The organism is Olsenella porci, assembly GCF_009695875.1.
Taxonomy (GTDB): domain Bacteria; phylum Actinomycetota; class Coriobacteriia; order Coriobacteriales; family Atopobiaceae; genus Olsenella_H; species Olsenella_H porci.
Window position 1 is genome coordinate 1 of sequence record NZ_VUNC01000001.1, and the last position, 25,627, is coordinate 25,627.

General features: G+C 63.6%; 27 protein-coding genes. 2 read left to right on the forward strand and 25 right to left on the reverse strand.

What is annotated here, in order from left to right; translation table 11 throughout:
* Positions 1-247: 247 nt before the first annotated feature.
* The 23 genes from FYJ68_RS00005 to FYJ68_RS00115 form a co-directional block, all read right to left on the reverse strand.
* On the reverse strand, positions 248-1,639 hold the full coding sequence (locus FYJ68_RS00005) for a phosphohexomutase domain-containing protein (protein ID WP_154433288.1): 1,392 nt from the start codon (positions 1,637-1,639) through the stop codon (positions 248-250).
* Between the two features lie 15 nt (positions 1,640-1,654).
* On the reverse strand, positions 1,655-2,563 hold the full coding sequence (locus FYJ68_RS00010) for a UTP--glucose-1-phosphate uridylyltransferase (RefSeq protein WP_154433289.1): 909 nt from the start codon (positions 2,561-2,563) through the stop codon (positions 1,655-1,657).
* Positions 2,564-2,607: 44 nt separating this feature from the next.
* Positions 2,608-3,033: a metal-dependent transcriptional regulator gene (locus tag FYJ68_RS00015; protein ID WP_154433290.1), complete on the reverse strand. Its 426-nt coding sequence runs from the start codon at positions 3,031-3,033 to the stop codon at positions 2,608-2,610.
* 199 nt (positions 3,034-3,232) lie between these two features.
* A complete protein-coding gene (gene murA, locus FYJ68_RS00020) occupies positions 3,233-4,513 on the reverse strand; it encodes a UDP-N-acetylglucosamine 1-carboxyvinyltransferase (RefSeq protein ID WP_326832127.1) in 1,281 nt (426 codons plus the stop codon).
* Between the two features lie 16 nt (positions 4,514-4,529).
* Entirely contained in the window at positions 4,530-4,955 is a 426-nt protein-coding gene (gene atpC / locus FYJ68_RS00025) for an ATP synthase F1 subunit epsilon (protein WP_154433291.1), read from the reverse strand.
* A gap of 10 nt (positions 4,956-4,965) precedes the next feature.
* Entirely contained in the window at positions 4,966-6,450 is a 1,485-nt protein-coding gene (gene atpD, locus FYJ68_RS00030) for a F0F1 ATP synthase subunit beta (protein WP_154433292.1), read from the reverse strand.
* Positions 6,450-7,364 carry an ATP synthase F1 subunit gamma gene (gene atpG / locus FYJ68_RS00035; RefSeq protein WP_154433293.1) on the reverse strand — a complete coding sequence of 305 codons (915 nt, stop codon included), beginning with the start codon at positions 7,362-7,364 and terminating at the stop codon, positions 6,450-6,452. The genes atpD and atpG overlap by 1 nt, the downstream gene beginning before the upstream one ends.
* Before the next feature lie 6 nt (positions 7,365-7,370).
* Positions 7,371-9,026 carry a F0F1 ATP synthase subunit alpha gene (atpA, locus tag FYJ68_RS00040; protein ID WP_154433294.1) on the reverse strand — a complete coding sequence of 552 codons (1,656 nt, stop codon included), beginning with the start codon at positions 9,024-9,026 and terminating at the stop codon, positions 7,371-7,373.
* 1 nt (position 9,027) lies between these two features.
* Positions 9,028-9,498 carry a F0F1 ATP synthase subunit delta gene (locus FYJ68_RS00045; RefSeq protein WP_154433295.1) on the reverse strand — a complete coding sequence of 157 codons (471 nt, stop codon included), beginning with the start codon at positions 9,496-9,498 and terminating at the stop codon, positions 9,028-9,030.
* A complete protein-coding gene (atpF, locus tag FYJ68_RS00050) occupies positions 9,488-10,096 on the reverse strand; it encodes a F0F1 ATP synthase subunit B (RefSeq protein ID WP_154433296.1) in 609 nt (202 codons plus the stop codon). The genes FYJ68_RS00045 and atpF overlap by 11 nt, the downstream gene beginning before the upstream one ends.
* 42 nt (positions 10,097-10,138) lie before the next feature.
* The gene (gene atpE / locus FYJ68_RS00055) at positions 10,139-10,333 is read right to left on the reverse strand and encodes an ATP synthase F0 subunit C (protein WP_091005940.1); all 195 of its coding nucleotides are present in this window, start codon (positions 10,331-10,333) and stop codon (positions 10,139-10,141) included.
* Positions 10,334-10,434: 101 nt separating this feature from the next.
* On the reverse strand, positions 10,435-11,235 hold the full coding sequence (gene atpB, locus FYJ68_RS00060; protein WP_326832128.1) for a F0F1 ATP synthase subunit A: 801 nt from the start codon (positions 11,233-11,235) through the stop codon (positions 10,435-10,437).
* Positions 11,232-11,540, reverse strand: coding sequence for a hypothetical protein (locus FYJ68_RS00065; protein ID WP_154433298.1), 309 nt, complete (start codon positions 11,538-11,540; stop codon positions 11,232-11,234). Before FYJ68_RS00065 ends, atpB begins: the two co-directional genes overlap by 4 nt.
* Before the next feature lie 256 nt (positions 11,541-11,796).
* The gene (gene upp, locus FYJ68_RS00070; protein ID WP_154433299.1) at positions 11,797-12,441 is read right to left on the reverse strand and encodes a uracil phosphoribosyltransferase; all 645 of its coding nucleotides are present in this window, start codon (positions 12,439-12,441) and stop codon (positions 11,797-11,799) included.
* 73 nt (positions 12,442-12,514) lie between these two features.
* On the reverse strand, positions 12,515-13,780 hold the full coding sequence (glyA, locus tag FYJ68_RS00075; protein ID WP_154433300.1) for a serine hydroxymethyltransferase: 1,266 nt from the start codon (positions 13,778-13,780) through the stop codon (positions 12,515-12,517).
* Positions 13,781-13,789: 9 nt separating this feature from the next.
* The gene (rpiB, locus tag FYJ68_RS00080) at positions 13,790-14,269 is read right to left on the reverse strand and encodes a ribose 5-phosphate isomerase B (protein WP_154433301.1); all 480 of its coding nucleotides are present in this window, start codon (positions 14,267-14,269) and stop codon (positions 13,790-13,792) included.
* Between the two features lie 172 nt (positions 14,270-14,441).
* Positions 14,442-15,083, reverse strand: coding sequence for an L-threonylcarbamoyladenylate synthase (locus tag FYJ68_RS00085; RefSeq protein WP_154433302.1), 642 nt, complete (start codon positions 15,081-15,083; stop codon positions 14,442-14,444).
* Positions 15,084-15,108: 25 nt separating this feature from the next.
* Positions 15,109-16,158, reverse strand: a complete 1,050-nt coding sequence (locus FYJ68_RS00090; RefSeq protein ID WP_326832129.1) for a N5-glutamine methyltransferase family protein — start codon at positions 16,156-16,158, stop codon at positions 15,109-15,111.
* A gap of 85 nt (positions 16,159-16,243) precedes the next feature.
* Positions 16,244-17,311 (reverse strand): peptide chain release factor 1, encoded by a 1,068-nt coding sequence (gene prfA / locus FYJ68_RS00095; protein ID WP_154433303.1) that lies wholly within the window; start codon positions 17,309-17,311, stop codon positions 16,244-16,246.
* Positions 17,312-17,492: 181 nt separating this feature from the next.
* Positions 17,493-19,241 carry a hypothetical protein gene (locus FYJ68_RS00100; protein WP_154433304.1) on the reverse strand — a complete coding sequence of 583 codons (1,749 nt, stop codon included), beginning with the start codon at positions 19,239-19,241 and terminating at the stop codon, positions 17,493-17,495.
* On the reverse strand, positions 19,216-20,118 hold the full coding sequence (locus FYJ68_RS00105; RefSeq protein ID WP_326832130.1) for an ABC transporter ATP-binding protein: 903 nt from the start codon (positions 20,116-20,118) through the stop codon (positions 19,216-19,218). Before FYJ68_RS00105 ends, FYJ68_RS00100 begins: the two co-directional genes overlap by 26 nt.
* A complete protein-coding gene (locus tag FYJ68_RS00110; protein WP_154433306.1) occupies positions 20,102-20,476 on the reverse strand; it encodes a GntR family transcriptional regulator in 375 nt (124 codons plus the stop codon). The genes FYJ68_RS00105 and FYJ68_RS00110 overlap by 17 nt, the downstream gene beginning before the upstream one ends.
* 111 nt (positions 20,477-20,587) lie before the next feature.
* Complete coding sequence (locus FYJ68_RS00115; protein ID WP_154433307.1) at positions 20,588-22,006, reverse strand: NAD(P)/FAD-dependent oxidoreductase; 1,419 nt, start codon at positions 22,004-22,006, stop codon at positions 20,588-20,590.
* Positions 22,007-22,153: 147 nt separating this feature from the next.
* Between FYJ68_RS00115 and FYJ68_RS00120 the strand changes: the two genes are divergently transcribed.
* Entirely contained in the window at positions 22,154-23,044 is an 891-nt protein-coding gene (locus FYJ68_RS00120; RefSeq protein ID WP_154433308.1) for a trigger factor, read from the forward strand.
* A 115-nt stretch (positions 23,045-23,159) separates the two neighbouring features.
* Here the strand turns inward: FYJ68_RS00120 and rpmE are convergent, their stop codons facing one another.
* Complete coding sequence (gene rpmE, locus FYJ68_RS00125) at positions 23,160-23,606, reverse strand: 50S ribosomal protein L31 (protein WP_154433309.1); 447 nt, start codon at positions 23,604-23,606, stop codon at positions 23,160-23,162.
* Positions 23,607-23,831: 225 nt separating this feature from the next.
* On the opposite strand from rpmE, the gene FYJ68_RS00130 reads away from it, so the two are divergent.
* A complete protein-coding gene (locus FYJ68_RS00130) occupies positions 23,832-24,626 on the forward strand; it encodes a type III pantothenate kinase (RefSeq protein WP_154433310.1) in 795 nt (264 codons plus the stop codon).
* A 6-nt stretch (positions 24,627-24,632) separates the two neighbouring features.
* Here FYJ68_RS00130 and FYJ68_RS00135 read toward each other — a convergent pair whose 3' ends face one another.
* Positions 24,633-25,592, reverse strand: a complete 960-nt coding sequence (locus tag FYJ68_RS00135) for a 2-hydroxyacid dehydrogenase (protein WP_154433311.1) — start codon at positions 25,590-25,592, stop codon at positions 24,633-24,635.
* Positions 25,593-25,627 lie beyond the last annotated feature (35 nt).

Consider the following 25,627-nt stretch of genomic DNA (forward strand, 5'->3'; position numbering starts at 1 on the left):
CAGTATCCGGTTCTCAAGGTTCGCCGCCGCCCGCCGGGCCCGAGGCCCCCGTGCGGCGCGAGGAACAACTATACGCGGCGCCGCGCCCGACGGGGCCGGGCTTCCGCGCCTCCACGAGACGCACACAACTCCGCGAGGCTAACGCGGCTTGAGTTATTCCTGGATGCTTTCTACCCCGGTCATTACCTGCTAATTTCTCTATTACGAAAAAATGGCCGCCAGACGGCGGCCATCTTCCGGCAAACGGTTATCTATCGGCAAGTGCCAACGAGCACACCGCATCGAGCAACCCATCCCTTTGCTCTGGGGTTGGCGCCTCGGCATATGCCCTTACGACGGACTGCGCTCTCGATGGCCGAAGCATGACCCACGAATCGTCTTCAAATCCAAGTTTCAAGCCATCTGCGTGACTAATCGTCTTCGGCTCTCTGCCGGCAACTTCCCTAGGGTTAAGCCCGGGCAGGACGTTCCGAAAGCTCTGGACCAGCGCGGGTTCCAGACGGAGGTCTTTTCTCGCATAGTCCATGTGGCCATTCTCGCCTGCTATTTGGTCGACGAGGTCGCGTATCCCCTTGCCGCTCGCGCAGAACGCCTCGATTGCAAGTAGGGCAACGAACAAGCCGTCCCGTTCCATGAGGTGAGCGGGAAAGCAGATTCCCCCGTACTCGTCGCTTGCCATGAGGACGTCTCCGACCTTCGCCTCCGCGTAGAGGCGCTGGAAGCCAACAGGAACGGACGTGCACTCCAGGCCAAGTCTCTCCGCCTCTCGGCTCACTCTCGATGAGCTGGCCATGGTCATGACCACGCGCCCCGACATTCCCCTCTCGAGCACCCAGTGGCGCATGATGAGGGGAATCGTGTCGTGGGGGGAGACAAGCCTTCCTCCCGCATCGACGATCGCCGAGCGGGCACAGTCCCCATCGATGGCGACTCCTAGATCCGCGCCGCTCTGCAGCACCGTTCGCTCGCAGTCATCGACCCACGGCTCGGTCACGCGGGGGTGAATCCCATCGAAGTCCGGCCTGTCCGACGAGTGAACCTCCACCACCTTGCACCCCAGTTTACGCAGGGTGCTGGCAAAACCGCCCCTTGCCGGACCAAACATGGAGTCGACCACGACGCTCGGGCCGACACTGGAGATTAGCTCAGCGTCAACTTCCCCGGAGAGGGTCTGGTAGTACGGGGAGACAAAGTCGGACTCGGTAAACGCCGCCCTATCGGCTGGCGCCTCCGCCGAAATCCCTCGGTCAATCTCACTGGCAAATGCCTCGGAGATGGCGCCGCCATCCTCCCCCCGGGCAAGAATTCCGTTGTAGTCACAGGGGGCGTCAGACGCCGTAACCATGATCGCCCCACAGCATGACTCATCCCTAGCGACCGCCCACTCAAGCGCCGGCAGCGGGCACGGAACATTGCTCAGGCGAACATCCAGGCCAAAGCTCGCAACGACACCCGCTACGACGCAGGCAAAAGAGCGTCCGCCCTCGCGCGTGTCGTACCCCACAAACACTCTGGCACCTTCGTGGCGAGAGCCCCAAACGAGTCCGAATGACGAGGCGAGGCGCGCGACCGACTCTTCGTCGAAACCGTCGTCTACGCGCTCCCGCCATCCGTTTGTGCCGAAGTGGATGATGCGCATCTGCCCTCCGAGGGTTTAGCGAAGTTGCTCTATCGCCTTGTTGCCCAGCGCCTCGAGGAAGAGATCCCTCGAATCGGGGTCGGCAAGTGCCATCCTCGCGTTGGTTGCGGCCCATGCCGCAGGTGTACCCGTATCGCAGCCCTCTGCCGGATCAACGACCAGGGCGTACATCTCCTCCTCAGCGAGAAGGCGCTGCATCGCGTCGGTCAGCTGGATCTCTCCGCCAGCTCCGGGACCCTGGGTGGCGAGGAGCTCCATCACCCTCGGCGAGAGTAGATAGCGCCCGACAATGAACAAATGGGATGGCGCGTCCTCCGGTGCCGGCTTCTCCACAAGGCCAGTCACCTTCCAGACTGCCCCCTCCTTCTCCCCGGTTGCGTTCTTGTCGCCCAGCGAACCCACGCACTCACCAGCAATGATGCCGTAACGGCTGACTTGGTCCTCCGGAACGGGGGCGACGGCAATGACCGATGCCCCGCCGTGCATCTTCGACACCTCTGCCATCCTCACGCACATCTGGCGATCGGGCACGAAATAGTCGCCGAGAAGCACGAAGAACGGCTCGTCTCCCCTGAGCATCCTGCTGGCACAGAGGACCGCGTGTCCCAGGCCCTTCGCCTCGCGCTGGTAGCAGAAGCTGACGGGAAGGGAGCCTGCGGCGTGGATCTCGTCGGCCTCCTTCTCCTTGCCCCTGGCACGCAGGGTCTCCTCAAAGCCGCCGTCCACGTGGAAGTAGGACTCAATCTGCGGCTTCTCGGGGGAGTTGACGACGATGACGCCATCGACCTCCTCGGGCTCGAGCGCCTCCTCCACGACATACTGGATCACCGGCTTGGACAGCACGGGGAGAAGCTCCTTGGGAGTGCCCTTTGTCGCAGGGAGAAACCTTGTTCCAAGTCCTGCGGCGGGGATGATTGCTTTCATAGCGATCCTTTCTGTCTCTCTGGTGTGTTGAAGCTCGAAGAGCCTTACTCCTCGACGTTGATTCCCTGTGCCTCGAGGTATTCGAGCCAACGGTTCTGCGTGTCGAGCGAAAGGGCATGCTCCATCTGACACGCCTCTGCATCCGCCACGTCGTGCTCGACCCCAAGGTCTCGCTCGAGGAAGGACCTGAGCATGCGGTGACACCGCCACACATGGCGTGCGTAAGAACGCCCCGATGGGGTCAGCTGAACGCGCCCGTAGCGGTTCTGCTCGACGTATCCCGCCTCCTTTAGGTTGGCGATTGCCTTGTTTACGCTCGCCTTTGACACGTTGAGCTGCTCCGCGACTGTCACAGACTTGATTCCGTCGCTCTCGCCGGTCTCTTCCATGATTCGATAGATGGATTCGAGATAGTCCTCGTTCGCCATCGAAAGGTTGTGCTCGGGCGTCTCGCCCTGAGTTCTGGGCATGCGTTCCCTCCTCCGGTCCTCGGGGACTCGTTCGCGAGGGGTTATACCCAAGCCCCCACGCGATCCGCACGCCCCATTCTATAGACGGATGGCTACGTTCGATTATTTTTCACTCGCCCAGACGGCAAACGGCCCCCTGGCCCGTTAGTCGGGCGAAGGGGACCGCTCGCTTCACATGAGCTTCATTGGGCGAGAAACGCTAGGACTCCTCCGGATCGGGAACTTCGAGCCTCTCCACGTGAGCCCCTAGCGACCGGAGCTTGGGGACGAACCTCTCGTACCCACGGTCGATGTGGTGAATCTGGGAAACCGTGGTGTAGCCGTCGGCGACGAGACCCGCCATAACCAATGCCGCTCCACCACGGAGGTCTGGCGCCTTGACCTCGGCACCCGAGAACCCGGGAACGCCGTGAACGATGGCATGGTGCCCCTCTATTCGAATGTCGGCTCCCATCCTCTGGAGCTCGCTGGCAAACATGAAGCGATTCTCGAAGACGTTCTCGGTAATGACGCAGCTACCATCGCCAAGCGCCAAGAGACACATCGTCTGCGCCTGCATGTCGGTTGGGAAACCGGGAAACGGAAGGGTCTGGATGTCGATGGACCTGATGGGCCCCTCACGCCACGCCGTGCACTGATGGGCTCCGCGATCCACGGACAGCCCCATGGTCTCGAACTTCTTGAGCACGAGGCCCAGGTGCACCGGCTCAAAGCCCTTTACGGTGACGGGCCGACCGCATATGCCCGCCATCGCGAGGAATGTCCCCGCCTCGATGCGGTCCCCCACGACGCGGTGCATCACGGGATGGAGCTCCTCCTTAACGCCCTCGACCTCGATGACGGGCGAACCGGCACCGCGGATCTTTGCGCCCATCTCGTTGAGCATGTTGGCAAGATCAACGATCTCGGGCTCCCTCGCCGCGTTATCGATGGTCGTGATGCCATCTGCATGAACGGAGGCCATCATGAGGTTCTCGGTTGCTCCGACGCTCGCAAACTCGAGCGTAACGGTGTTCCCTTTGAGCCCGTTGGGACTGGTGGCATGGATGTTGCCATGGTCTATCTGAAAATTGACGCCCAAGGCCTCGAGCCCGAGGATATGCATGTCAATCTTGCGGGCACCGATGTTGCAGCCACCGGGCATGGCGACTACCGCCTTGCCAAAGCGGGAAAGCAGCGGGCCGAGGACGGCCGTCGAGGCGCGCATCTGGGCGACGAGGTGATAGGGCGTCTCCCACTTGGTGACCTGAGACGTGTCGATAACAAGCTCATGCTCGTTGGTCACGTCAATCTTTGCGCCAAGGTACTTGAGTACCTTTCCCATGACATGAACGTCAGAGATGTTTGGCACGTTGGTGAGCGTCGTGACGCCCGGCGCCATGATCGTTGCGGCCATGAGCTTCAGGGCAGAGTTCTTCGCGCCCTCTACCGTGACCTCACCCTCGACGGGATACCCGCCCTCAACCCGAATTACTTCCACTCAATCCTCCCGAGAACTACGCCTGCCCATTCTCGGCAGCCGTCTTGAGCAGGAGATTACACCAGTTGATCTTGTTGTCGTAGTACGTGCGCCTATGATCGCCCTCGGGGATCTTGTCCCTGGCATCAAAGGCGGCCTCGCGCGTCTGACGAACCACATCAGGCTCGATGTCGTTGGTCTCGCGGGCGTGATCGGCAAGGATGATGACGCCACGTTCGTTAATCTCGGCATACCCTCCCGAAATCACGACCTTGCGGGTGCCGCCACCATCCTTGTCGAGAAGATGGAGCCGAACGACTCCATCGCCCAGGGAGCAGATCTCTGGAGCATGGCCGGGCCACACGCCAAGCTCGCCGCTGTGCGTGACCAAGACGAGGCTCTTGACAGGCCCCTCATAGAGGAGCCTGTCCGGACGCACGAACTGACAGTTGAGCTCTGCCATCTGACCTTCCCTACTCGCTGTCCTTCGCTTCGTCCTTCATCTTACGGGCGCGGGCGATGACATCGTCGATGGTACCCGCGTAGCGGAACGCCTGCTCGGGAATGTCATCGCACTTGCCGTCCACGATCGCCGCGAAGGAGCGGACGGTATCCTCGACGGTGACGTACACGCCCGGAACGCCCGTAAACTTCTGCGCGACGTGGAAGTTCTGCGAGAGGAACTGCTGGATCTTGCGGGCGCGGGCAACGGTGAGCTGCTGCTCCTCCGATAGCTCGTCCATGCCCAGGATCGCGATGATGTCCTGAAGGTCGGAGTACTCCTGCAGAATCTCCTGAACCGCCATAGCGACGCGATAGTGCTCCTCGCCAACGATCGAGGGGTCAAGGGCCGAGCTCGAGCTTGCGAGCGGGTCGACGGCGGGATAGATGCCCAGCGACGAGATGGCACGCGAGAGGACCGTGGTGGCATCCAGGTGCGTGAAGGTGGTCGCCGGGGCAGGGTCGGTCAGGTCGTCCGCAGGGACGTAGACAGCCTGGACGGAGGTGATGGAGCCCTCCTTCGTCGAGGTGATGCGCTCCTGGAGGTCACCCATCTCGGTTGCAAGCGTAGGCTGGTATCCGACTGCCGAGGGCATGCGGCCCAGCAGTGCGGAGACCTCCGATCCCGCCTGCGAGAAGCGGAAGATGTTGTCGATGAAGAGAAGGACGTCCTGACCCTGGTCGCGGAAGTACTCTGCCGTGGTGAGGCCAGCGAGGCCGACGCGAAGACGAGCTCCGGGCGGCTCGTTCATCTGCCCGTAGACCAAGCAGGTCTTGTTGATGACGCCAGACTCGCTCATCTCAAGGTAGAGGTCGGTACCCTCGCGCGTACGCTCGCCGACACCCGTAAAAACGGAGGTGCCGCCGTGCTCCTGTGCAAGGTTGTTGATGAGCTCCTGAATCAGAACGGTCTTACCGACGCCAGCGCCCCCGAGGAGGCCGGTCTTGCCACCACGGACATACGGCTCCAGGAGGTCAATTGACTTGATGCCCGTCTCGAAGATCTCGGTCTGGGTCGTGAGCTCCTCGAAGGCAGGGGCGGGGTGATGGATGGGATAGTACTCGACGTCGTCGGGCACCTTTCCGCCATCGACCGGCTCACCCATGACGTTCCAGACTCGGCCAAGCGTGGACGGGCCGACGGGCATCATCATGGGGTGACCGGTATCCCTGACCTTGAGGCCACGCTGGAGGCCGTCGGTCGAGGACATAGCGACGGTACGGACAACGCCGCCGGGAAGCTGGGACTCAACCTCGAGGACGGTGCTGACCCTGCCGACGGGAGTGTCGTCGTCGACTTTGAGCGCCGTGTAAATCGCCGGCACCTTGTCGTCGAACTTGACGTCCACGACAGGACCGACAACCCGGACGATGGTGCCCTGGCCCACGCTCCTGTTCAACTGCTTGTAGGCGGCCTCCTCAAGGGGGGTACGCGCCTGCTCTTTGGTTTCTGACATTACTTGTCCTCCAATGCGGAAGCGCCGCCGATGATCTCGTTGAGCTCGGTGGTAATGGCACCCTGACGCTCGCGGTTGTACGTACGGTTGAGTGTCTCGAGGACCGACTCCGCGTTGTCCGAGGCAGACTTCATCGCACGTCGCCTCGCCCCGTGCTCCGCCGCCGCGGAGTCAAGGAGCGCGTGATAGATGACCGTTCGGAAGTACGCCGGCATCAGATAGCCCAGGACCTCGGGAGCGGAAGGCTCAAACTCGTAGTTGTGAGCATAAGTCTGACCGATCTCGGACATGGCCTCGGGATTGCGAGGCTTGTTCGGCATCATCAGGCGCTCCCGCGAGATTGGGAGCAGCTGCTCCGTCACCTGCGTCTGCTCGACGCGGTTCTTGGCGTGCCAGTAGAGAATCTCCACGCGGTCGATCTCGCCCGACTCGTACCCGGACATGGCATACGTCGCGATGCGATCCGCCTCGTCCATCGTGGGCTCAGAGGAGATGCCCACAAAGGAGAGGACAGGCTTCACCTTGCGATACGTGAAGTATTCCGTTGGCTTGCGTCCGCAGGTGATGACCTGAGACTTGATACCACGCGACGCGAGCTCGTTCATCTGGTGCTCGACGTAACGCTGCTGGAGGATGTTGAACCCCCCAGCAAGCCCACGGTCCGAGGCGACGATGATGAACAGGACGCACTTCTCCTGCTGGTGAACGGTAAGCAGGGGCTGCGAAGAGTCTGACGCAGACCCGGCCACGTTCGAGAGCATGTTGGTGATGGCGTCCTTGTATGCCGTGGCCTCCTCCGCCCGCTTCAGAGCCTTCTGAATGCGGGCGGTGGAGATCATCTCCATGGTGCGCGTAATCTGCATGGTGCTCCGGATGGAGCCCATTCGCCTCGATATTTCGCGAAGGTTCGCCATGGTGTGTTACTCCTGGGCCTTTCCGGCGTCCTCGTCCTCCGCCACGACCACGGGCTCGGCGCCCTGCTCCACGTCGTCCTGCTTTGCCTTGTTGGGGTGCTGCAGGAGGAACTGCTCCTTGAAGTGGGCGATGTGGCCCTTGAGCCTCTCGGAGAGGGCGTCGTCAATCTTGCCCTGGCGTACGAGCTCACGGCAGGAGGGGTGCTTATCCTGCATGTACTTGGCGAGCTTGTCGCGGAAGAGCGTGACGTGGTTGAGGTCGATGTCGTCGATGAAGTTCTCCTTGGCGGCAAAGATCGCGATGACCTGGTCCGCGACGTCGAGAGCCGAGTAGCGGCCCTGCTTGAGGAGCTCCATCATATGGGCGCCATGGTTGAGCTGATACTGCGTCGCAGCGTCGAGGTCGGAGCCAAACTGCGCGAAGGCCTGCTTCTCGCTATAGCTCGCGAGGTCGAGGCGGAGCGTACCAGCCACCTGCTTCATCGACTTGAGCTGTGCGTCACCGCCGACTCGGGACACCGAGATACCGACGTCGACTGCAGGGCGCTGTCCCTGGAAGAACAGGTTGGTCTGCAGATAGATCTGGCCGTCGGTGATGGAGATGACGTTGGTCGGGATGTAGGCCGAGACGTCACCCTCCTGGGTCTCGATGATTGGGAGCGCAGTAAGGGAGCCGCCGCCGTTCGCGTCGGACAGCTTGCACGCTCGCTCCAGAAGGCGCGAATGCAGGTAGAAGATGTCGCCAGGATATGCCTCGCGTCCGGGCGGACGATGAAGCGTAAGCGACATCTGACGATAGGCGACAGCCTGCTTGGAGAGGTCATCGTACACCACGAGCACGTGGCCACCGGGATGCTCTGCATCGGCGGGGTTGCCGTTCTCGTCGTTGTACATGAAGTACTCGCCGATTGCCGCGCCGGCCATGGGCGCAATGTACTGCATTGGCGCGGAGTCGGCCGCAGTGGCCGAGACGATGACCGTCTTGTCCAGGACGCCCTGCTTGGCAAGGGACTCCCTGATGCCTGCCACCGTGGATGCCTTCTGGCCGATTGCCACGTAGATGCAGATGATGTCGGTGTCGCGCTGGTTGACGATGGTGTCGATGGCGATGGCCGTCTTACCCGTCTTACGGTCGCCAATGATGAGCTCACGCTGGCCGCGACCAATGGGGACCATGGCGTCGATTGCCATGAGACCCGTCTGGACGGGCTGGCAGACCGGCTGGCGCTCCATGATGCCAGGGGCCTTGAACTCGATGGGGCGACGGTGCGTGGTGTCGATTGCGCCAAGGCCGTCGATGGGCTGACCAAGCGGGTTGACGACGCGGCCGAGCATGGCGTGCCCCACGGGGATATCCATGACGCGACCTGTCGTGCGGCACTCGTCTCCCTCCTTGATGATGTCGACATCACCAAAGAGAACCGCGCCGACCTCGTCCTCGTCCAGGTTCTGGGCAAGGCCGTATACGGTTCGGCCGCTGCTGGAGCTCGTGAACTCAAGCAGCTCGCCGGCCATTGCGGTCCTGAGGCCAGAGACGTGGGCGATTCCGTCGCCCACGGCGGTGACGACCGACGCCTCCTGGCGGTCAACCGTGGCATTGATCTTGGACAGCTGGCTGCGCAGCGAGTCCATGATCTCTGTCGAGCTGATCTTCTCTGTCATGTCACTTATCACTTCCGACGAAGGTCGAACCGAGGGTCTTGCGGATATTTGCAAGCTGCGCCTTGATGGAGGCGTCGAAGCGCTTTCCGCGTGCCTCGATGACAATGCCCCCGAGGATGCTGGGGTCGACGCGTTCGACGAGATACACGGGGGCCTTGAGTTGCTTCTCGGCCCTCTCCCTCACCTTTGCGCGCAGATGGTCATCCATGGGCACGGACGTGGTCACCGTGACGGAGACCGTCTTGTCCTCGCTGTCAAGGATTGACTTGTACTCGCTGGCAACCTTGGTAACGAGGTCGAGGTCGTCGCTCGCCTGCATTGCGCTGAGCGTCTCGAGGACCTCGGGTGAGAACTTGCGTGCATGCTCCCATTGGACAAGGTCAGCGTTGGCCCTGCCCTCGGCACGTCCAGCCTCAATGAGGGCGCGAGCGTAGGCTTCGACCTTTTCGTCTTCGCTACGCTTATTGCTCATCGGGTGCGCTCACTTCCGCGAGGTACTTCTCGGCCAGCTTGCGCTGCTCGTCCTCGCTCAGGTCGTTGCCAATGATCTTGCTTGCGATTTCGACCGAGAGGTCGACGACGGAGCTGGAGAGCTCGATCATCGCCTTCTTGCGCTCGGACTCGACCGCACCATGCGCCTTGACGACGATGGCGCTTGCCTCATGCTGGGCCTTGGCGAGAATCTGGGAGCGCTCCTCCTCGGCCTCCTTCTTGGCATTGGAGATGATCTCCTCCGCCTCGCGGTTGGCCTCGGCAATCCTCTCCTCGTAGGCACGGGCGCTCTCGGTCGCCTTGGCCTTCTCCTTCGCCGCACTGTCGAGGTCGTCCTGGATCTTCTGCTGGCGCTTCTCCATCATTCCGAGGATCGAGGGCCATGCGACCTTTGCCATGACCAGCCAGATGACGAGGAAAGCTATGAGCGCCGGGAAGAACTCCGCGGGCTTGGGCAGCAGGATGTCCGGGCCACTGATGGATGACGCCAGCGCCTGGGACGGAACTGCGAGGACCGCCCCAACGGCCGCGATTCCGGCGGCCAGCTTGTCGCCAAGCTCCTTAGTGTTCCTGTTCATATTGCCTCCAACTCGGTGTACGTCGTGAGGGAATCGCACCCATTAGGAAGCGATCAGCGTCACGACGAAGCCGATGAGGGCGAGTGCCTCGACAAATGCGGAGCCCAGGATGAAGACCGTGAACAGACGACCCTGGACCTCAGGCTGACGGGCCATGGACGTGGTCGCGCCGTAAGCCGCCAGACCGATGCCGATACCCGCGCCGATAACGCCGAGACCATAACCGATGACTCCCACGATTCCTCCTTTGTTGTTCGTCACAAGGACGATTTCCAAGCTTTCAAACTATGCCCAAGCGAGCGTGGGGCTCGCATGAAGCCGAAGGTGAAACCCCGTGCCTACTCCTCCTGCTCGACAAGCTGGATGTAGACGGCCGAGAGAAGCGTGAAGACGTATGCCTGAATCACGGCAACCAGGATCTCGACCAGATAGATGATGATCAGGATGAGTACCCAGAACACGGAGCCCGCCGCGCTGCCAAGGGCGGCAGCAGAGAATCCCTGAAGCAGGGGCTCGAAGAAGAGCGACGCCAGGATTGCGAAGGTCCCCATGACGACGTGGCCGGCAAACATGTTGCAGAAGAGTCGGACGGCCAGCGTGATGAGGCGCAGGAACGTGGAGAAGAGCTCGATGACCCAGACCATTGCGGCCATTGGCCCGGGAAGGCCCTTGGGCGCCAGGCTCTTGAGGTACCCGATGACCCCCATGCGCTTGCAGCCGACCACGATGAAGTAGACGAACGAGCACAGGGCGAGCGCCGCGGTCACGCCCATGGTACCGGTGCCAGGGTGGCACCCGGGGATGATGCCCACGATGTTGTTGAAGAGGATGAAGAAGAAGAGCGCAGCTATGAAGGGGAAGTGCTTCTTCCAGGTGTCGCCGAGGATGGACTTGCACATGTCGTCACGCACAAACTCGACCACGTACTCCATGCCGTTGACGAAGAAGCCATGAGGAACGAGGCTCTGAGCCTGCTTCCTCTTGAAGGCGAGGATGGCAACGACGAAGAGGGCAAGCGCCACGAACATCCAGAAGATGTACTGGGTCAGGCCAACCGTGGTGTTGCCGACCACCGCGTGCGACATGAAGCCATCGAGCAGCTCGTCCATGGCCTCGGGCAGCTTTGAAAGCGCGTTCACTGTTCGTCCTTCCCTCCGGCCTGGCTCCCGTTGTTGGCGGCTCGCCAAGCCCTTAGCGACTCCACTCCCCAAAATGCGAGGAATGTGACCACGAGGGCGCACCCAAAGCGCAGTGTCGCCCCACTTTCCCTCATGTACACGGCGAAGATCATCGCCGACAGAGCAACAAACGAGATGAGGATGGACGCCAGCCCGACGCCCACGCTCACACCGGCATTCTTACCCTTTTTGAGGGCACGCTCAAACAAGACCGCTGGCGGGATGCACCCGACGAGGCCGCATGCGACCCCGGCAAGCACCGTCATAGTCTCCCCCAAGCCTTGCCCCCTTTGAGGAGTAACTCACTGCAGGCGGAGTGAATCTTAGTCGTATTTGCGAAGAAAAGCCATAACTTGGATTGGCAGACAGCCCCGTCATCGACCGAGAAGACGATGGCGGGGCCGCAAAACAGCAGGTATTGGCACGTTTTTAGGAAGGGAACCTTTTTAAATGCGTTTTAAAAAGACGATTATCAACTAACCGTCACAATCCCTTCCGTGACGTGAGAGATGGGCTCCCTGCCTACTTTGTGCCATAGATCCTGTCGCCGGCATCGCCCAGGCCGGGGAGGATGTAGGCATCGGAGTTGAGCTCGCGATCGAGCGCACAGGTGAACAGCCTCACCTCGGGATCGAAGTCGAGGACGGTCTTGACCCCCTCGGGCGCCGAGACGATGGTGAGGGCCCGGATGTCCTTGACCCCCGCCTCGCGGAGGAACTGAATGGCCGCCGTGAGCGAGCCTCCCGTTGCGAGCATGGGGTCGACCACGAGACAGGTGCGCTTGTCGACGTCTGCGGGAAACTTGCAGTAGTACTGGTGCGGCTCGTGGGTCTCGGGGTCACGATACATCCCCACATGCCCCACGCGCGCGGAGGGCACCAAGGTGAGAATGCCGTCGACCATGCCCAGCCCTGCCCTGAGGATGGGGATGATGGCAACCTTCTTGCCCGCGATCCTCTTGCAGACCGTCTTCTCGAGGGGTGTCTCGACCTCAACGTCCTCCAGGGGGAAGTCGCGCATTGCCTCGTAGCCCTCGAAGATGGCGAGCTCGGTCACGAGCTCTCGAAACTGCTTGGTGCTTGTGTCCTTGTCCCTCAGGATGTGCAGCTTGTGCTGCACGAGCGGATGGTCGACGACGGTGAACCTGCTCTGGTCGAACTCTGCCATGAAAGCCTCTCTCTGCTCGATGCCAGTCGTAAGGGCGCCAAGCGAGACGCCCGTCCTCTGTCGCCTTGGGATGTTAGTCCAGATTGGGGTAGAGGGGGTGACTCGCGAGCATGGACGCGACCTCGGCGCGCACCCCATCGAGCCGCTCGGGCTCCTCCTCGAGGGCGAACACGGTCTCTCCTATGAGCTCGCCGACGCGCTCGCACTCCGCCTCGCAAAAACCGCGGGTGGTGATTGCGGCGGAGCCGACGCGGATGCCGCTCGTCACAAACGGGGACCTCTGCTCCCCGGGGATGGTGTTCTTGTTCACCGTGATTCCCACCGACTCGAGGGCCTGCTCGGCATCGCGCCCCGTGACGGACTTTGCGGGCGTGAGGTCGACAAGCAGGAGATGATTGTCGGTGCCGCCGGTCACGAGCCGCAGACCCTTCGCCTGCATGCCGCGGCCGAGGGCCTTGGCGTTGGCGAGCACGTTCTGGATGTAGGTCTTGAACTCCGGCTTGAGCGCCTCGCCAAATGCCACCGCCTTGCCGGCGATGACGTGCTCGAGTGGGCCACCCTGCGTCCCGGGAAACACCGAGGAGTTGATGCGCTTGGTGTAGTCGGGATCGTTCCACAGGATGATGCCGCCGCGCGTGCCGCGCAGGGTCTTATGTGTGGTGGAAGTCACCACGTCCGCGACCGGGACGGGACTGGGGTGGAGTCCGGCAGCCACGATGCCGGCGATGTGTGCCATGTCCACCATGAGAATCGCGCCGTTGTCGTGTGCGATCTGGGCAAAGCGCTCGAAGTCTATGATGCGCGGATAGGCGCTCGCGCCCGCAATGATGATCTTGGGCTTGCGCTGCTCCGCCTTTGCCGCAACGTCGTCGAAGTCGATTCTCTCGGTCGCGGGGTCGAGCCCGTAGCTCACCACGTCGAACAGCTTTCCAGAGAAGTTGGCATGGGAGCCGTGGGTGAGGTGGCCTCCGTTGCTGAGATCCATCCCCATGATCGTGTCGCCAGGCTTGGCAAACGCCGTCTCGACCGCATAGTTTGCCTGCGCTCCCGAGTGCGGCTGCACGTTGGCGAACTGTGCCCCAAAGAGCGCCTTCACGCGCTCGCGAGCAAGGTCCTCGACCTTGTCGACCGCCCAGCACCCACCGTAGTAGCGCTTTCCGGGAAGGCCCTCCGCGTACTTGTTGGTAAGCACGGTGCCCACCGCCTCCATGACCGCGGGAGACACGAAGTTCTCCGATGCGATGAGCTCGATGGAGTCGCGCTGCCTCCCCAGCTCGTCCCCGATGAGGGATGCGAGCTCGGGGTCCTGTCGCCTGAGCGTGGGAATCGTGTCGGCCATGCGGCTCCCCTACCCTTCCATCCCGAAGTCGGCGGGAACTCCCTCGAACGAGGGGTCGTCCTCTCGCATGATCTTCTCAACGCGCCCGGTGTGGCGACCCCCCGCAAACTCGGTCGTAAGGAACTCGTCTACGATCTGCTTGTTGGTCTCGAACGGGGTGAACCTGCCGCTGATGCACAGGACGTTTCCGTTGTTGTGCTCGCGGAACAGCTCGGCAAACTGGGGGGTCTGAATCACCGCGGCGCGGATTCCAGGCACCTTGTCCGCCGTGAGCGCCATTCCAATGCCGGTTCCGCAGATTAGGACGCCCCTGTCGGCATCCCCGCGAGCGACGCAGCGGGCGACCTTGTCCGCAAAGTCGGGGTAGTCGCAACGCTCGGCGCTCATAGGCCCAAGGTCGACGACCTCGTGACCGAGCGACTTCAGGTACTCGACCATCCCCGGCTTCTGGTCGTACCCGGCGTGGTCCGATGCAATGGCAATCCTCATGCGGGATCCCCCTTCTGTTCGCGTCCGTCGTGCGCCTCCGCGGGCCAAGCCCGCAGGCCTAGGATACAGCGCAGGGGGTTGCTTCCGACGGGGAGAGACCCACTGGTGCCAGGCGCTCGCAACACCTTCACGGGCGTCTCGCGACGCAGGAGCGAGATGGCCGGCATACGCATTAGCAGCCGGCAACCTCGGCAATGCGGGCGGCAGGAATAGCACCCTCACGAAGCACCTCGGGAGCATCCCCAAGGCACGAGACGATCGTGGAGGCAACCGCGATGGGGGCGGGACCGCCATCGAGGGTGAGGTCCGAGAGCTCGACGAGGCGGCTCTCGACCGTCATGCCACTCGTGGCGGACGGTGCGCCGTGCGTGTTCGCGCTCGTGGTGGCCAACGGTACGCCGACCCTCCGAGCAATCTGGCGCACGAGGTTGGAGTCCGGGAGCCTGAGCGCGATGGTCCCGTCGCCAGGTCGCAGGTACTCCCCCGGAACCTCGTCTGAAGCATGTACCACGAGGGTGAGGGCGCCCGGCCAGAGCTCGCGGGCGAGACGGGACGCCCACTTGGGAACCTCGCGACCGTATCGAGCGAGGTCGTCCTCGTCTGCGACGAGCCACGGAAGCGTCTGGGTGCGCTCGCGGCGCTTGATGTCGAAGATCCTCCCAAGTCCGGGGTTGCCGGGGAGAGCCGCGCAACCGATGCCGTACACGGAGTCAGTTGGCATGACGACGACGCCTCCGTCCGCAAGCACCTCGCTGACCTGCGCCACGCACCCGTCGACGGGATGCTGCTGGTCCACCCTCAAGACAGTACCCATGGCAACCTCCAAGCAGAGAAACCCGTTAGGACTCCCGGCGGGCGAGCCTGCAGACAAGCACGCGTGGCCTGTGGGTCAGGTCCTCGCGAACCTCCACCGACTCCCACTCGCCCGTCTCGCGCGCAAGCGCCGCCGCATCGTCGAGCGATCCCTCGTACAGCTCGACGCAGAACATGCCGCCTGGGGCGAGCGCCTTGGGAGCAAACTCGAGGAGCCTCCTGAACACATCGAGCCCATCCTCCCCTCCGTCAAGCGCGAGCGCGGGCTCGTGGTCGCGCACCTCGGAGGGCACCTCGTTGGCGAGTACCTTGGTGGGGATGTACGGGGGGTTGGAGACCAGTACAGAGAACGTCCCCATGAGCTCCCGGTCCACGCCAGAGGCGAGGTCGCACTCCACGATGGTGACTGCATCCTGGAGCGAGAGGGCATCCCGGTTGCGCGTTGCGAGCGCAATCGCCTTGGGCGAGAGGTCCGTTGCCACGACGCGGGTTCCCGGCCGCTCGCCTGCGATGGAGAGCGCGATGCACCCCGTGCCGGTGCCCACCTCGAGAACGCGGCAGCCGGCGGGAAGGATCTGGCGCGGCTCGCCGCGCACCTCTCCCCCAGCTTCGCCGCCGTCATCGACCTCGGACTCGTCCCCCGTACCTGATGCCTCCCCGGCGTCAGGCCCCTCCCCCTCGGAGGGCTCGTGGTCTGGCATCTCCCCCATGACCGGCGGAAACGTCATCGGCGCCGCATCTACGCCCTCAAGAGCGGCGTCGACCAGGATCTCGGTCTCGGGCCGGGGGATAAGGACGCCCTCCTCGCAGCGCAGGACGATGTGACGAAAGGGCATCTCGCCCGTCACGTACTGGAGGGGCTCTCCCCTGCCGCGCCTGACGACAGCCTGGTGCATGCGGTCGAGCTCGTCACGCATCAGCGGACGGTCGAAGTCCATGTAGACCTGCACCCGCGAGAGGCCCGTGACGTTACACAGCAGCCACTCGGCAGAGAGGCGCGGGCGCTCGTCGCCCTTGCGCTCCAGATAGCCCTCAGTCCACCTAAGCATCTTGCCAACGGTCCAGGTCTCCGCCACAGACACTCCCCTCCGATTCACTCGTCCCCAACCAAAAAGCGGCGCCGGCCCGGAGCCGACGCCGCAACGACATCACGGCCTTGCCTTACACGGTCTGGGCGAGCTTCTCCGCCCTGTCCGCCGCGGCGAGCGCCTCGATCACGGAGCCCAGCTGGTCTCCCAGCAGGACGCCGTTGTACGTGGAGTTGAAACCGATGCGGTGGTCGGTCACGCGGTCCTGGGGCTGGTTGTAGGTGCGAATCTTCTCGGAGCGGTTGCCATGACCAATCTGGCTCATGCGCTCGGCACCCTGCTCTGCCTGCTGCTTCTCCAGCTCCATCTGGTAGAGCCTTGCGCGCAGCATCTCCATGCAGACCGCGCGGTTCTGAATCTGGGAGCGCTGGTCCTGCGACTGGACCACCGTGTTGGTGGGCAGGTGGGTGATGCGCACCGCCGAGTAGGTGGTGTTGACGCCCTGGCCGCCGGGGCCAGAGGAGCAATAGGTATCGATCCTCAGGTCCTCGGGATTGATCTTGATGTCAATGTCCTCCGCCTCGGGAAGCACCGCCACCGTTGCCGTGGAGGTCTGAATGCGGCCCTGGCTCTCGGTCTTGGGGATGCGCTGCACGCGGTGTACGCCGCTCTCGTACTTCATGACCGAGTAGACCTTGTCGCCGGTGACCTTGAACTCAATCGTCTTGAAGCCGCCCGCTTCGCCGGGGCTGCTGGAGAGGACCTCGGTCTTCCAGCCGCGGGACTGGGCGAAGCGCTCGTACATGGCATAGAGGTCACCCGCGAAGATGGCCGCCTCGTCACCGCCGACGCCGGCGCGGATCTCGACGATGGTGTTTTTCTCGTCGTTGGGGTCACCGGGGATGAGCATGATCTTGATCTCGTCTTCGAGCGAGGGGAGCTTCCCCTCGTTGGAGGAGATGTCCTCCTGGAGCATCTCCTTCTCCTCGGGATCCGAGGTCTCGTGCATCATCTCCTTGGCGGCATCGATGTCGTCGAGCGCCTGGACGTACTCTCGCGCCTTGGCAACGAGGTCGGCTTGATTGGCGTGCTCCTTTGCGATTCTGGCGTATTCCTTGGGATCCGACACAACGGACGGGTCCAGCATCTTTTTCTCAAGCTCCTCGTACGCCGCGATGAGCTTCTCGAGCTTGTCTCGCATGTGGGTCTCCTCGATGCGGCCGCGGCGTTGTGCGGTGGCGCGGCATAGATGTTCAGCATGGGAAAGTCTACCACCAAGGGGATATTCGTAGTCAGGCGGTGGGATTGCGGGGGCGTATGGAGGCGGGCGGCACACGGAAGCAACACCGCATGCCACCCGGACGATGCCTCCCTTAGCCCAGCTAACTCGTCTCGCTCGCCTTGATAAACGCAACCTGGTAGCGCTGTTTGAGCCACTTGACGGTATTGGGCGTGCGACTCTCGCTCAGGGTGAACGTGAGGACCTGATAGTCGTACGTCCCAGGCATAGTCGCCCCCACCGAGAGGGACGCGGCGAAAGCGGCGTCGTCCGACCCCTGGAGGCCCGAGACCGCCCATGCACCATGCGCCCTGACATCCTGCTCGAGGGCGGCCTCGAGCGCCTTGTAGTCTGTGACGGGGATGGATTCGCTGTGCCAGGTGATCGCGTCTGACGACGGGCAGTAGTCAAGGCTCACGTCAGTGGCGCTCGTGTCCTCGATCAGAGAGCGCCGGAGCATGGAGCACGCCGCGTCGGACGCCGCCGCGCTCTGAAGGAACGACCGAAAGACACTCCCCATGGACTCCTTGTCCGACAGGCTCTTGGACGAGAGGTCGATTGCGTACTCTCGCCTGATGAGGGTTCCGTCCCTGAGGGTGTAGGCGATGTCCACCGTGTTGTAGTCGGACGAGCCATCCGCGAGGTTGGTGGCGCCGCTCGCAACAAGGGACTTATGAAGGCCCACCACCTGGCTGATGCCCTCGCGAGACTCGAACGTAAGACTGGGGTTGTTGACCGACACGCTCTTGACGTCATCCACGGAGGGGACGTACCTCACCACGCCCATCGCATCGGTGGCGCAGCAGACGGCGAATGCGGCACTAACCGCAACGGTGACCGCCAGGCCGGCCTTCCTGCCCCGGAGTGCCGTGATGCCGCCACCCACGCCCGCCTCGGCGACGCAGTACACCAGCGCGCAGCTCGCGACCACCACCGCCCCAACCACGAGTGGGCTGCCCGCTACGAAATCGACGAACAGGGCGAGGATGACGAGAGACACGCCCAGGCCGGCAGCGAGTGCAAACAGGACGCTCGCCACCTCGTGGACGGGCCGGAACGCAAAGGCGTCCCCCGCCCTCTCGAGGTCACGCCGTGCGGACAGCTCCGTGGCGACCACGGTGCAGACGACGCCCACGAGGGCGTATGCCAGGAGCACCCGCCATGGGACCCTGCCGCTCTGGAAGGAGCTCAGGCTGCGGACGAGGTAGACCGCAGGGGATGCCCAGGCGAGCGAGGGGAACGAACCGTCGACGACGCTCGGGGCAAGAATGGAGACAACCTGCCGAACCCCCCACTGCACCACGGCGACATATCCGTTGACCATGCAGAACAGCGTCGTCGCAACCGACGCCCGTCCAGACACCACCATGCAAAGCGACGCGATGCCACAGAACGTGACGCACATGAGCCCCTGCTCGGCAAACCACACCAGCACATCCATGGGACCGATTGCCGCCATGCCGCCAAGCACCAGAAGTAGCAGGGCAAGGACCAGGTTGGCCAGGAGGAGGGGGACAAGGGAGGCGAGGAGCAGGGAGCGGAAGAGCGGCCTTCGCCTGATGGGGAGCGAGCCGTAGAAGGGAGCGGCAACGCGGTCGAAGGCAAAGTTGAAGTTTCGCAAAACCGCCGCATAGGAGGCGACGAGGGTGAGGAACACGCCGAGGACGGATGAGAAAGCGAGAAGCTGCTGCCCTCCCGCCTCCATGCCACCGTCTGCCATCGCCCTGCCGCGATATAGCAGCGAGAGGAGCGGGACCAGCCATATGAGCAGGTATGCCGCCGCAACGTGGGCACGCCTCAGGCAGGCGTCCCCAAAGATGCCGATGCTAGAGGACGAGGTCCTTGAGCTCATCGTCCGCACCTCCCAACTCGTAGAGGAAGAGCTCCTCGAGAGACAGGGGGACGGTCTCCATGTAGACGGGATGCGCCGTCGAGAGGACCTCGCGCACATGCCCCACGTCCCCGTGAACTATCAGGGTCTGCATGCGACCGCTTGCAGCCTGGTTGGCAATCCAGAGGCCGCGCGGGAGCTCCGCGCCCTCGGGCAGCACGACCTGGACCTTCACCAGTCCGTCGCTCGCACGGGTAAGGTCGTACTCCCTGAGCATGGTCCCCTGGCGCAGAATGCCCATGTGGTCGCAGATTCCCTCGAGCTCACGCAGGTTGTGGCTGCTCACGAGCACCGTCGTGTTACGCTCCGCCACGTCATCCAGCACGAGGCGCCACATGCGCTTGCGCACCAGGGGGTCGAGTCCGTCCATGGGTTCGTCGAGGAGCAGGACATCGGGCGTGAGCGAGAGCGTGAGCCAGAACGCCGCCTGCTTCCTCATCCCCTTGCTGAACTTGCGGAGAGGACGATTGCGGTCAAGATCGAAGCTCTTGCCAACTGTCTCGAATCGCGCGAGGTCAAAATCGGCGAAGACGTCGTAGTAGAACTGCGCCATCCCGCGGATGCTCTCCGTCGAGAAGAAGAACGGGTCGCTGGGGACGCTTCCGATGCGTGCCTTGACGGCGGGGTTCTCCCACACCGGCTCGCCCAGGACGCTCACCGTCCCCCCAGTCGGGCGCAGGGCACCGGTAAGATGGCCCATGAGCGTCGACTTTCCGGCGCCGTTTGGCCCAACCAGTCCGTAGACTGCCCCTTCGGGAACCGTAAGGTTGACGCAGTCGAGCGCCGCTACGTCATCGAACTCCTTGCGGAGCTTCCGCACCTCAATCGCCGCTCGCACAGCCGGCACCTCCCCCGATCCTCTCCCGCAGCTCGTCTTCCGTGCAGCCAAGGGCTATCAGCTCGCCTGCCACCTCGTCGAACCTTTGGAGGAGCTCCCTCCGGCGCACGTCCGCCGCATGGGCGGTGTTGGCCACGAAGCTTCCCTTCCCCCGCACGGAGTAGATGTATCCGCCCTGCTCGAGCTCGTGATATGCCCGCTGGATGGTGTTTGGATTGATGGCGAGCTCGGAGGAGAGCTCCCTCACGCTGGGGAGCTTGTCTCCGGGGGAGAGGACCCCCGCCAGAATCTGCTGCTGATACGAGTCCCTGACCTGCTCGTAGATGGGACGCGCGTCTCGGTAGCTTATCTGGATCATGCACGCCTCCCCCACTTATCCGTTCTAACTGTACTAGTTAGTTTAATACAGCAGTGCACGCCTAGGGACGCGAGTTCCTGCTTTATGAGACTCGTTTGGGGGATGCCCAGCCTACCGGGACGCCAGTCCCTCCCCCATGAGGAGGCCCATGACACTTGACATCATGAGGCCGCGCGTCCAGCCGCTCGAATCGCCCAGGCAGTGGAGGCCCTCCACGTTGGTGTCGAGGTTCTCGTCCATGCTGACCTTGTTGCTGTAGAACTTGAGCTCGGGTGCGTAGAGGAGCGTCTCCTCGGCGGCAAAGCCCGGAACCACTTGGTCGACGGCCTTTATGAAGTTGACGATCTCGATCATCGCCCGATACGGGATAGCAGCGGTGATGTCGCCGGCCTCGGCGTCGGGAAGCGTGGGCACGAGGTTGGAGCGCGAGAGCTCGCGCGGCCAGGTGCGCTTGCCGTCGAGGATGTCACCGAACCGCTGGACCAGGATGTGGCCCGCACCGAGCATGTTGCACAGGCGCCCCACCATCTGTGCGTAGAGGATGGGCTGGTCAAAGGGCTCGCGAAAGTTAAACGTGCACAGGACCGCGAGGTTGGTGTTGTCGCTCTTGCGCTCCTTGTAGCTGTGGCCGTTCACGACGGCCAGGCCACCGTCGTAGTTCTCCTGACTCACGAAGCCGCCGGGGTTCTGGCAGAAGGTGCGAACCTTGTTGCGGAAGGGATTGGGGTAGCCTACGAGCTTGCTCTCGTAGAGGACGTTGTTGACGTTCTCCATGACCTCGTTGCGGACCTCGACGCGCACGCCCAGGTCGCAGGGGCCGGCAGAGTGCCTGATTCCATGGCGCTCGCACATGTCGTCAAACCAGCTCGCCCCACGGCGGCCGGTAGCGACCACGGTCTGCGCCGCGCGTATGGCAACGGCGTCACCCCCTGCCGTCGGGCGCACCATAGCGCCGCGACACACACCGTCCTCGACGAGCACCTCCACGCACTCGTGCTCGAAGAGGATCCTGACCCCCGCATCCAGGAGAGCGCGCTCGATGGTCGCATAAATCTGCTGCGCCCGCTCGGTCCCCAGGTGACGGATGGGGCAGTCCACGAGCTTGAGCCCCGCCTGGATGGCCCGGCGACGGATGTCCGCGACCTCCCTTGGGTGCCCCAGGCCCTCTACGTGCGGGTCGGCTCCAAAGTCAAGGTACATCTGGTCAACACGCTCGATGGTGGACTGCGCGAGTCTCTCCCCTATGAGCTCGGGCAGGTCTCCCCCAACATGACACGACAGCGAGAGCTTGCCGTCCGAAAACGCACCGGCACCCGAGAAGCCCGTGGTGATGCGGCACGGCTTGCAGTCCGCGCAATGGCCCAGGCGCTCCTTGGGGCAGCTCCGCCGCTCGATGGGCAGGCCCTTCTCCACCATGGTGATGGAACCGGAAAAGTGGGACCGAATGAGTCCAAGGGCGGTGAATATCCCAGCCGGTCCGGCGCCTATGACGAGGACGTCCGTCGAGGAGGGTATGCGCTGAGCGACCATTGCTGCTCCTTTCGTGCGACCACGTGATTGTATCAGTCGCACGCCGAGACACTACGGGGGTCACGGCGGGGCGGGGACGGGTTGGCGCTACCCTAGGGGAGACTGAAAATCGGGCGCACGCGCCCGAAGGAATGGAGAGGAGCGGCCATGGCCGCGGGAAAGCACTTTGCAGGCAGCAGGCCCACCCTTTCTGATGAGGAGGTCGATGCCGTCGTTCGCTCGGCAATGGAGCGGGCACGCAGGGCAGCGGAGGAACCCCTCTACACGCTCTCCAGCTACGAGCCCGTTAAGGTGAGCGTTCGCGTCCCCTGCGTCACGGACGCCCAGGTAGACCTTGCCCTCTCCTCCATGGCACAGCAGGCCGGGGCGGACGAGTCCCGGCTCTCGGATGCCGACTGGGTGCGCCAGGCCTTTGGCGCGCGCAGCCTCGACGAGCTGCGCGCGGGCGTGAGGAACGACCTCCTGGCCTCCAACATGCACGACGCCGACCGACGGAAGGGCGCGCTCTGCCTTGCAGAGCTTGCCTCCAGGCTCCAGGAGGAGGTCCCCGAGCAGGTGGTGGACGAGATGCGCCAGGGCATGCGCGCTGGACTCGAGCAGGACCTGGCGCAGAGCGGTCTCACGGTGAAGGAGTTCTGCGAGCAGACCGGAACCCCCAGGGAGGACCTGGAGCAGAGCCTTGCCAGCCAGGCGCGCGAGGCTGCGACCCAGGGGGCAGCCCTGGACGCCTACGCAAGGGAGAGGGGACTCTCCGCGAGCGAGGGGGAGTGGCCACGGCTGCTCGGAATCCCGCCGGTGCAGCTGGCGGAGGTGGCGAGGCAGGCGCGGGCCAACGGGAACTACGAGGCGCTCGCCAGGACGGCGCTCCGCAACAAGACTGCGGACATCGTAGTCACGGAATGCGACTGCACATACAGCTACGAGACGCCGCAGGAGGCGGAGGACCGGCTGCAGAAGATGCTTCGCGACGGCAATGGAACGGTCACGCCCGGTCCCATGGGGACGAGCGGGCTCGACGCCAGCCTACCCCTGGTGTAGCGCACTGCCGAGAAGCCATGCGCGTCTCCTCGGCACATGCCAGAGGACAGGACGAGGGCCGCCCGGAACGCTCCGGACGGCCCTCGTCGTTGCGCGCAATAAGATTGCCGCGAAGCTACTCCGCGGGGGTCTCCTCGGCGGGAGCGGCCTCGGCAACGGTGGCCTCGGCGGTCTCGGCCTCTGCGGCCTCCTCGGCAGCCTTCTTGGCAGCCTCTGCCTCGGCCTTCTTGGCGTACTCGGCGGCACGCTTGGCCTTGGCGGCAGCCTTTGCCTCGGCGGCAGCCTTGCGGGCGGCCTCCTCCTCGGCAGCCTTCTTGGCCTTGGCCTCCTTGGCAGCCTTTGCCTTTGCGAGCTGGGCCTGGGCGGCGCCACCAAACTTGTCGGAGAAGCGCTGGACGCGTCCGCCGGTGTCAACGAGCTTCTGCTGACCGGTGTAGAACGGGTGGCACTTGTCGCAGAGGTCGATGGTCATCTCGCTCTTGGTGGAACGGGTGACCCAGGTGTTGCCGCAGGTGCAACGGACGGTGCACATCACGTAGTCTGGATGGATGCCTTGCTTCATATGGGACTCCTTCGATCGGCCTGGTTTCCGACCAGGCGAGGGGTTGCCTCGACCCGTGCCGAGACAGTCAAGCTTTGCGAGTATAGCAAATTGACCGCTCGGCAATGTGAAGAGAACGTGCACCAAAAAGCGGCCTCTTTCGCCTTCCCCATGGTCGCGCGCGGTAGACTGTGGTGTCCTGCCTCACCCGCCCAAACGGGGCGGCCCGCACGCGGAGGTCACACGATGCTACTTGCCATTGACGTCGGTAACACCCAGACGACCCTGGGCCTGTTTGACGACGGGGGCCAGGTTGCGCGCCAGTGGCGCATGGCAACCGACAAGACAGACACCGCCGACGAGCTGCACGAGCGTCTGTTTGGCTACTTCATGATGTTTGGCCTTGAGCTCTCGGACGTCACCGACGTGGCAATCGCCAGCGTGGTTCCCATCCTGACCCAGGAGTGGCTGTACATGATGCGGCACATCCTCAACGCGGACGACGTCCTGCTAGTCGATGCCGGCAGAGACTGCGGCATCAGGGTGAACATGCCCGACCCGACCCAGGTGGGGGCGGACCGCATTGCCAACGCGGTGGCGGCGCGGGAGACGTATGGGGCGCCAGTCATCGTGGTCGACTTTGGCACGGCGACGAACATCGATGTCGTGGACGCCAATGGGTCGTTCAGGGGAGGCGCGATCATGCCCGGCCTGCTCCTCTCCGCATCGGCACTCTTCTCTCGCGCGTCTCGCCTCGCGAGCGTGCCCCTGGTCGCCCCCGCTCGTGCGCTGGGCGACACGACCGAGTCTGCCGTTCAGTCTGGAATCGTGATTGGAGCGGCGGCGCAGGCGGAGGGCCTCGTGAGGAGGATCCGAGACGAGCTGGGGGAGCCAAACTGCACCGTCGTGGGCACGGGCGGCCTCTCGCGCGAGATCGCCAAGGCGACGGACCTCTTCGACGCCCTGGACCCAGACCTCACCATCCGCGGCGTCTACCTCATCTGGAAGCATCGCGCGGAGAAGCGCGCCGCCCGCGCATAGGCGGGGCTACAGGCTGCAGACGTTGCGCGGCTCTCCTGCGAGCCAGGACGTGACGTTGTCAAACTCTATCCGCGCCCTGCGCAGCATAGCCTCTTGGGTAAGGAAGCCCACGTGAGGGGTGAGAACCGCGTTCTTTGCATGGGCGAGCGGGTAGTCTGTGGGCAGGGGCGGCTCCGTGTCGAACACGTCCACGCCGGCCCCGGCAATATGGCCCTGATCGAGCGCCCTTGCAAGGGCTTCGTTGTCCACCACCGCGCCGCGGGCGCAGTTGATGAGAATGGACCCCCGTGGCATGAGCGCAAGTCTCCTGGCATCGATCATCCCGCGCGTGCCTGCGTTGCTCGGCACGTGAAGCGTAACGATGTCGCTCTGCGCTAGGAGGTCGTCCAGATTTGGCACGAACTCGATGCCCGCCCCGGTTGCCTCGGGGTTCTCGTGTCGGGCATAGCCCAGCACACGGGCACCAAACGCGCAGAAGAGACGCCCGACCTGGGTGCCGATGTGCCCGGTTCCCACCACGCCCACGGTCTTGCCGCAAATCTCGCTTCCCATCAGCCCAGCGGACGTGCCGCCCGTGCGAGCCGCAGAATCCGCGGGGACGACCTTGCGCAGGACGTCGATGGCAAGCCCCAGCGTCAGCTCTGCAACGCTGGTATCGGAATAGCCGGCGCAGTTGCACACGGTGATGCCACGCTCCCTGCAGGCGTCAAGCGCAACGTGGTCAATGCCCGTGAAAGCGACGGCGATCATCTTGAGCGTGTTGGCCGAGCTAATCACGTCGGCGGAATACGGGGTGTTGGCAATCATCACCACGTCCGCACCAGAGCTGCGCCTGGCGAGCTCGGTGACGTCGGTCGTCCTCTGGTCATACGAGACGAACTCGTGCCCGGCCTCAACAATCGGCCTGGCAAGCTCCTCCACCATCTGGCTGGAAATCCCCAGCGGCTCGAGCAGGGCAACCCTCATCGCACGCCTCCCACCTGCAATGCCGCCCGCCCCCA

Coding starts and splice junctions, on each gene's coding strand:
- FYJ68_RS00005 (WP_154433288.1), bottom strand. CDS start 1,639: ATGCGCATCATCCACTTCGGCACAAACGGATGGCGGGAGCGCGTAGAC.
- FYJ68_RS00120 (WP_154433308.1), top strand. CDS start 22,154: ATGGCCGCGGGAAAGCACTTTGCAGGCAGCAGGCCCACCCTTTCTGAT.
- atpC (WP_154433291.1), bottom strand. CDS start 4,955: ATGGCAGAGCTCAACTGTCAGTTCGTGCGTCCGGACAGGCTCCTCTAT.
- FYJ68_RS00130 (WP_154433310.1), top strand. CDS start 23,832: ATGCTACTTGCCATTGACGTCGGTAACACCCAGACGACCCTGGGCCTG.
- FYJ68_RS00115 (WP_154433307.1), bottom strand. CDS start 22,006: ATGGTCGCTCAGCGCATACCCTCCTCGACGGACGTCCTCGTCATAGGC.
- FYJ68_RS00135 (WP_154433311.1), bottom strand. CDS start 25,592: ATGAGGGTTGCCCTGCTCGAGCCGCTGGGGATTTCCAGCCAGATGGTG.
- rpiB (WP_154433301.1), bottom strand. CDS start 14,269: ATGAGGATTGCCATTGCATCGGACCACGCCGGGTACGACCAGAAGCCG.
- FYJ68_RS00065 (WP_154433298.1), bottom strand. CDS start 11,540: ATGACGGTGCTTGCCGGGGTCGCATGCGGCCTCGTCGGGTGCATCCCG.
- FYJ68_RS00010 (WP_154433289.1), bottom strand. CDS start 2,563: ATGAAAGCAATCATCCCCGCCGCAGGACTTGGAACAAGGTTTCTCCCT.
- glyA (WP_154433300.1), bottom strand. CDS start 13,780: ATGGCCGACACGATTCCCACGCTCAGGCGACAGGACCCCGAGCTCGCA.
- prfA (WP_154433303.1), bottom strand. CDS start 17,311: ATGCGAGACAAGCTCGAGAAGCTCATCGCGGCGTACGAGGAGCTTGAG.
- atpG (WP_154433293.1), bottom strand. CDS start 7,364: ATGGCGAACCTTCGCGAAATATCGAGGCGAATGGGCTCCATCCGGAGC.
- FYJ68_RS00045 (WP_154433295.1), bottom strand. CDS start 9,498: ATGAGCAATAAGCGTAGCGAAGACGAAAAGGTCGAAGCCTACGCTCGC.
- atpA (WP_154433294.1), bottom strand. CDS start 9,026: ATGACAGAGAAGATCAGCTCGACAGAGATCATGGACTCGCTGCGCAGC.
- atpD (WP_154433292.1), bottom strand. CDS start 6,450: ATGTCAGAAACCAAAGAGCAGGCGCGTACCCCCCTTGAGGAGGCCGCC.
- atpF (WP_154433296.1), bottom strand. CDS start 10,096: ATGAACAGGAACACTAAGGAGCTTGGCGACAAGCTGGCCGCCGGAATC.
- FYJ68_RS00110 (WP_154433306.1), bottom strand. CDS start 20,476: ATGATCCAGATAAGCTACCGAGACGCGCGTCCCATCTACGAGCAGGTC.
- rpmE (WP_154433309.1), bottom strand. CDS start 23,606: ATGAAGCAAGGCATCCATCCAGACTACGTGATGTGCACCGTCCGTTGC.
- FYJ68_RS00085 (WP_154433302.1), bottom strand. CDS start 15,083: ATGGGTACTGTCTTGAGGGTGGACCAGCAGCATCCCGTCGACGGGTGC.
- FYJ68_RS00100 (WP_154433304.1), bottom strand. CDS start 19,241: ATGAGCTCAAGGACCTCGTCCTCTAGCATCGGCATCTTTGGGGACGCC.
- FYJ68_RS00015 (WP_154433290.1), bottom strand. CDS start 3,033: ATGCCCAGAACTCAGGGCGAGACGCCCGAGCACAACCTTTCGATGGCG.
- upp (WP_154433299.1), bottom strand. CDS start 12,441: ATGGCAGAGTTCGACCAGAGCAGGTTCACCGTCGTCGACCATCCGCTC.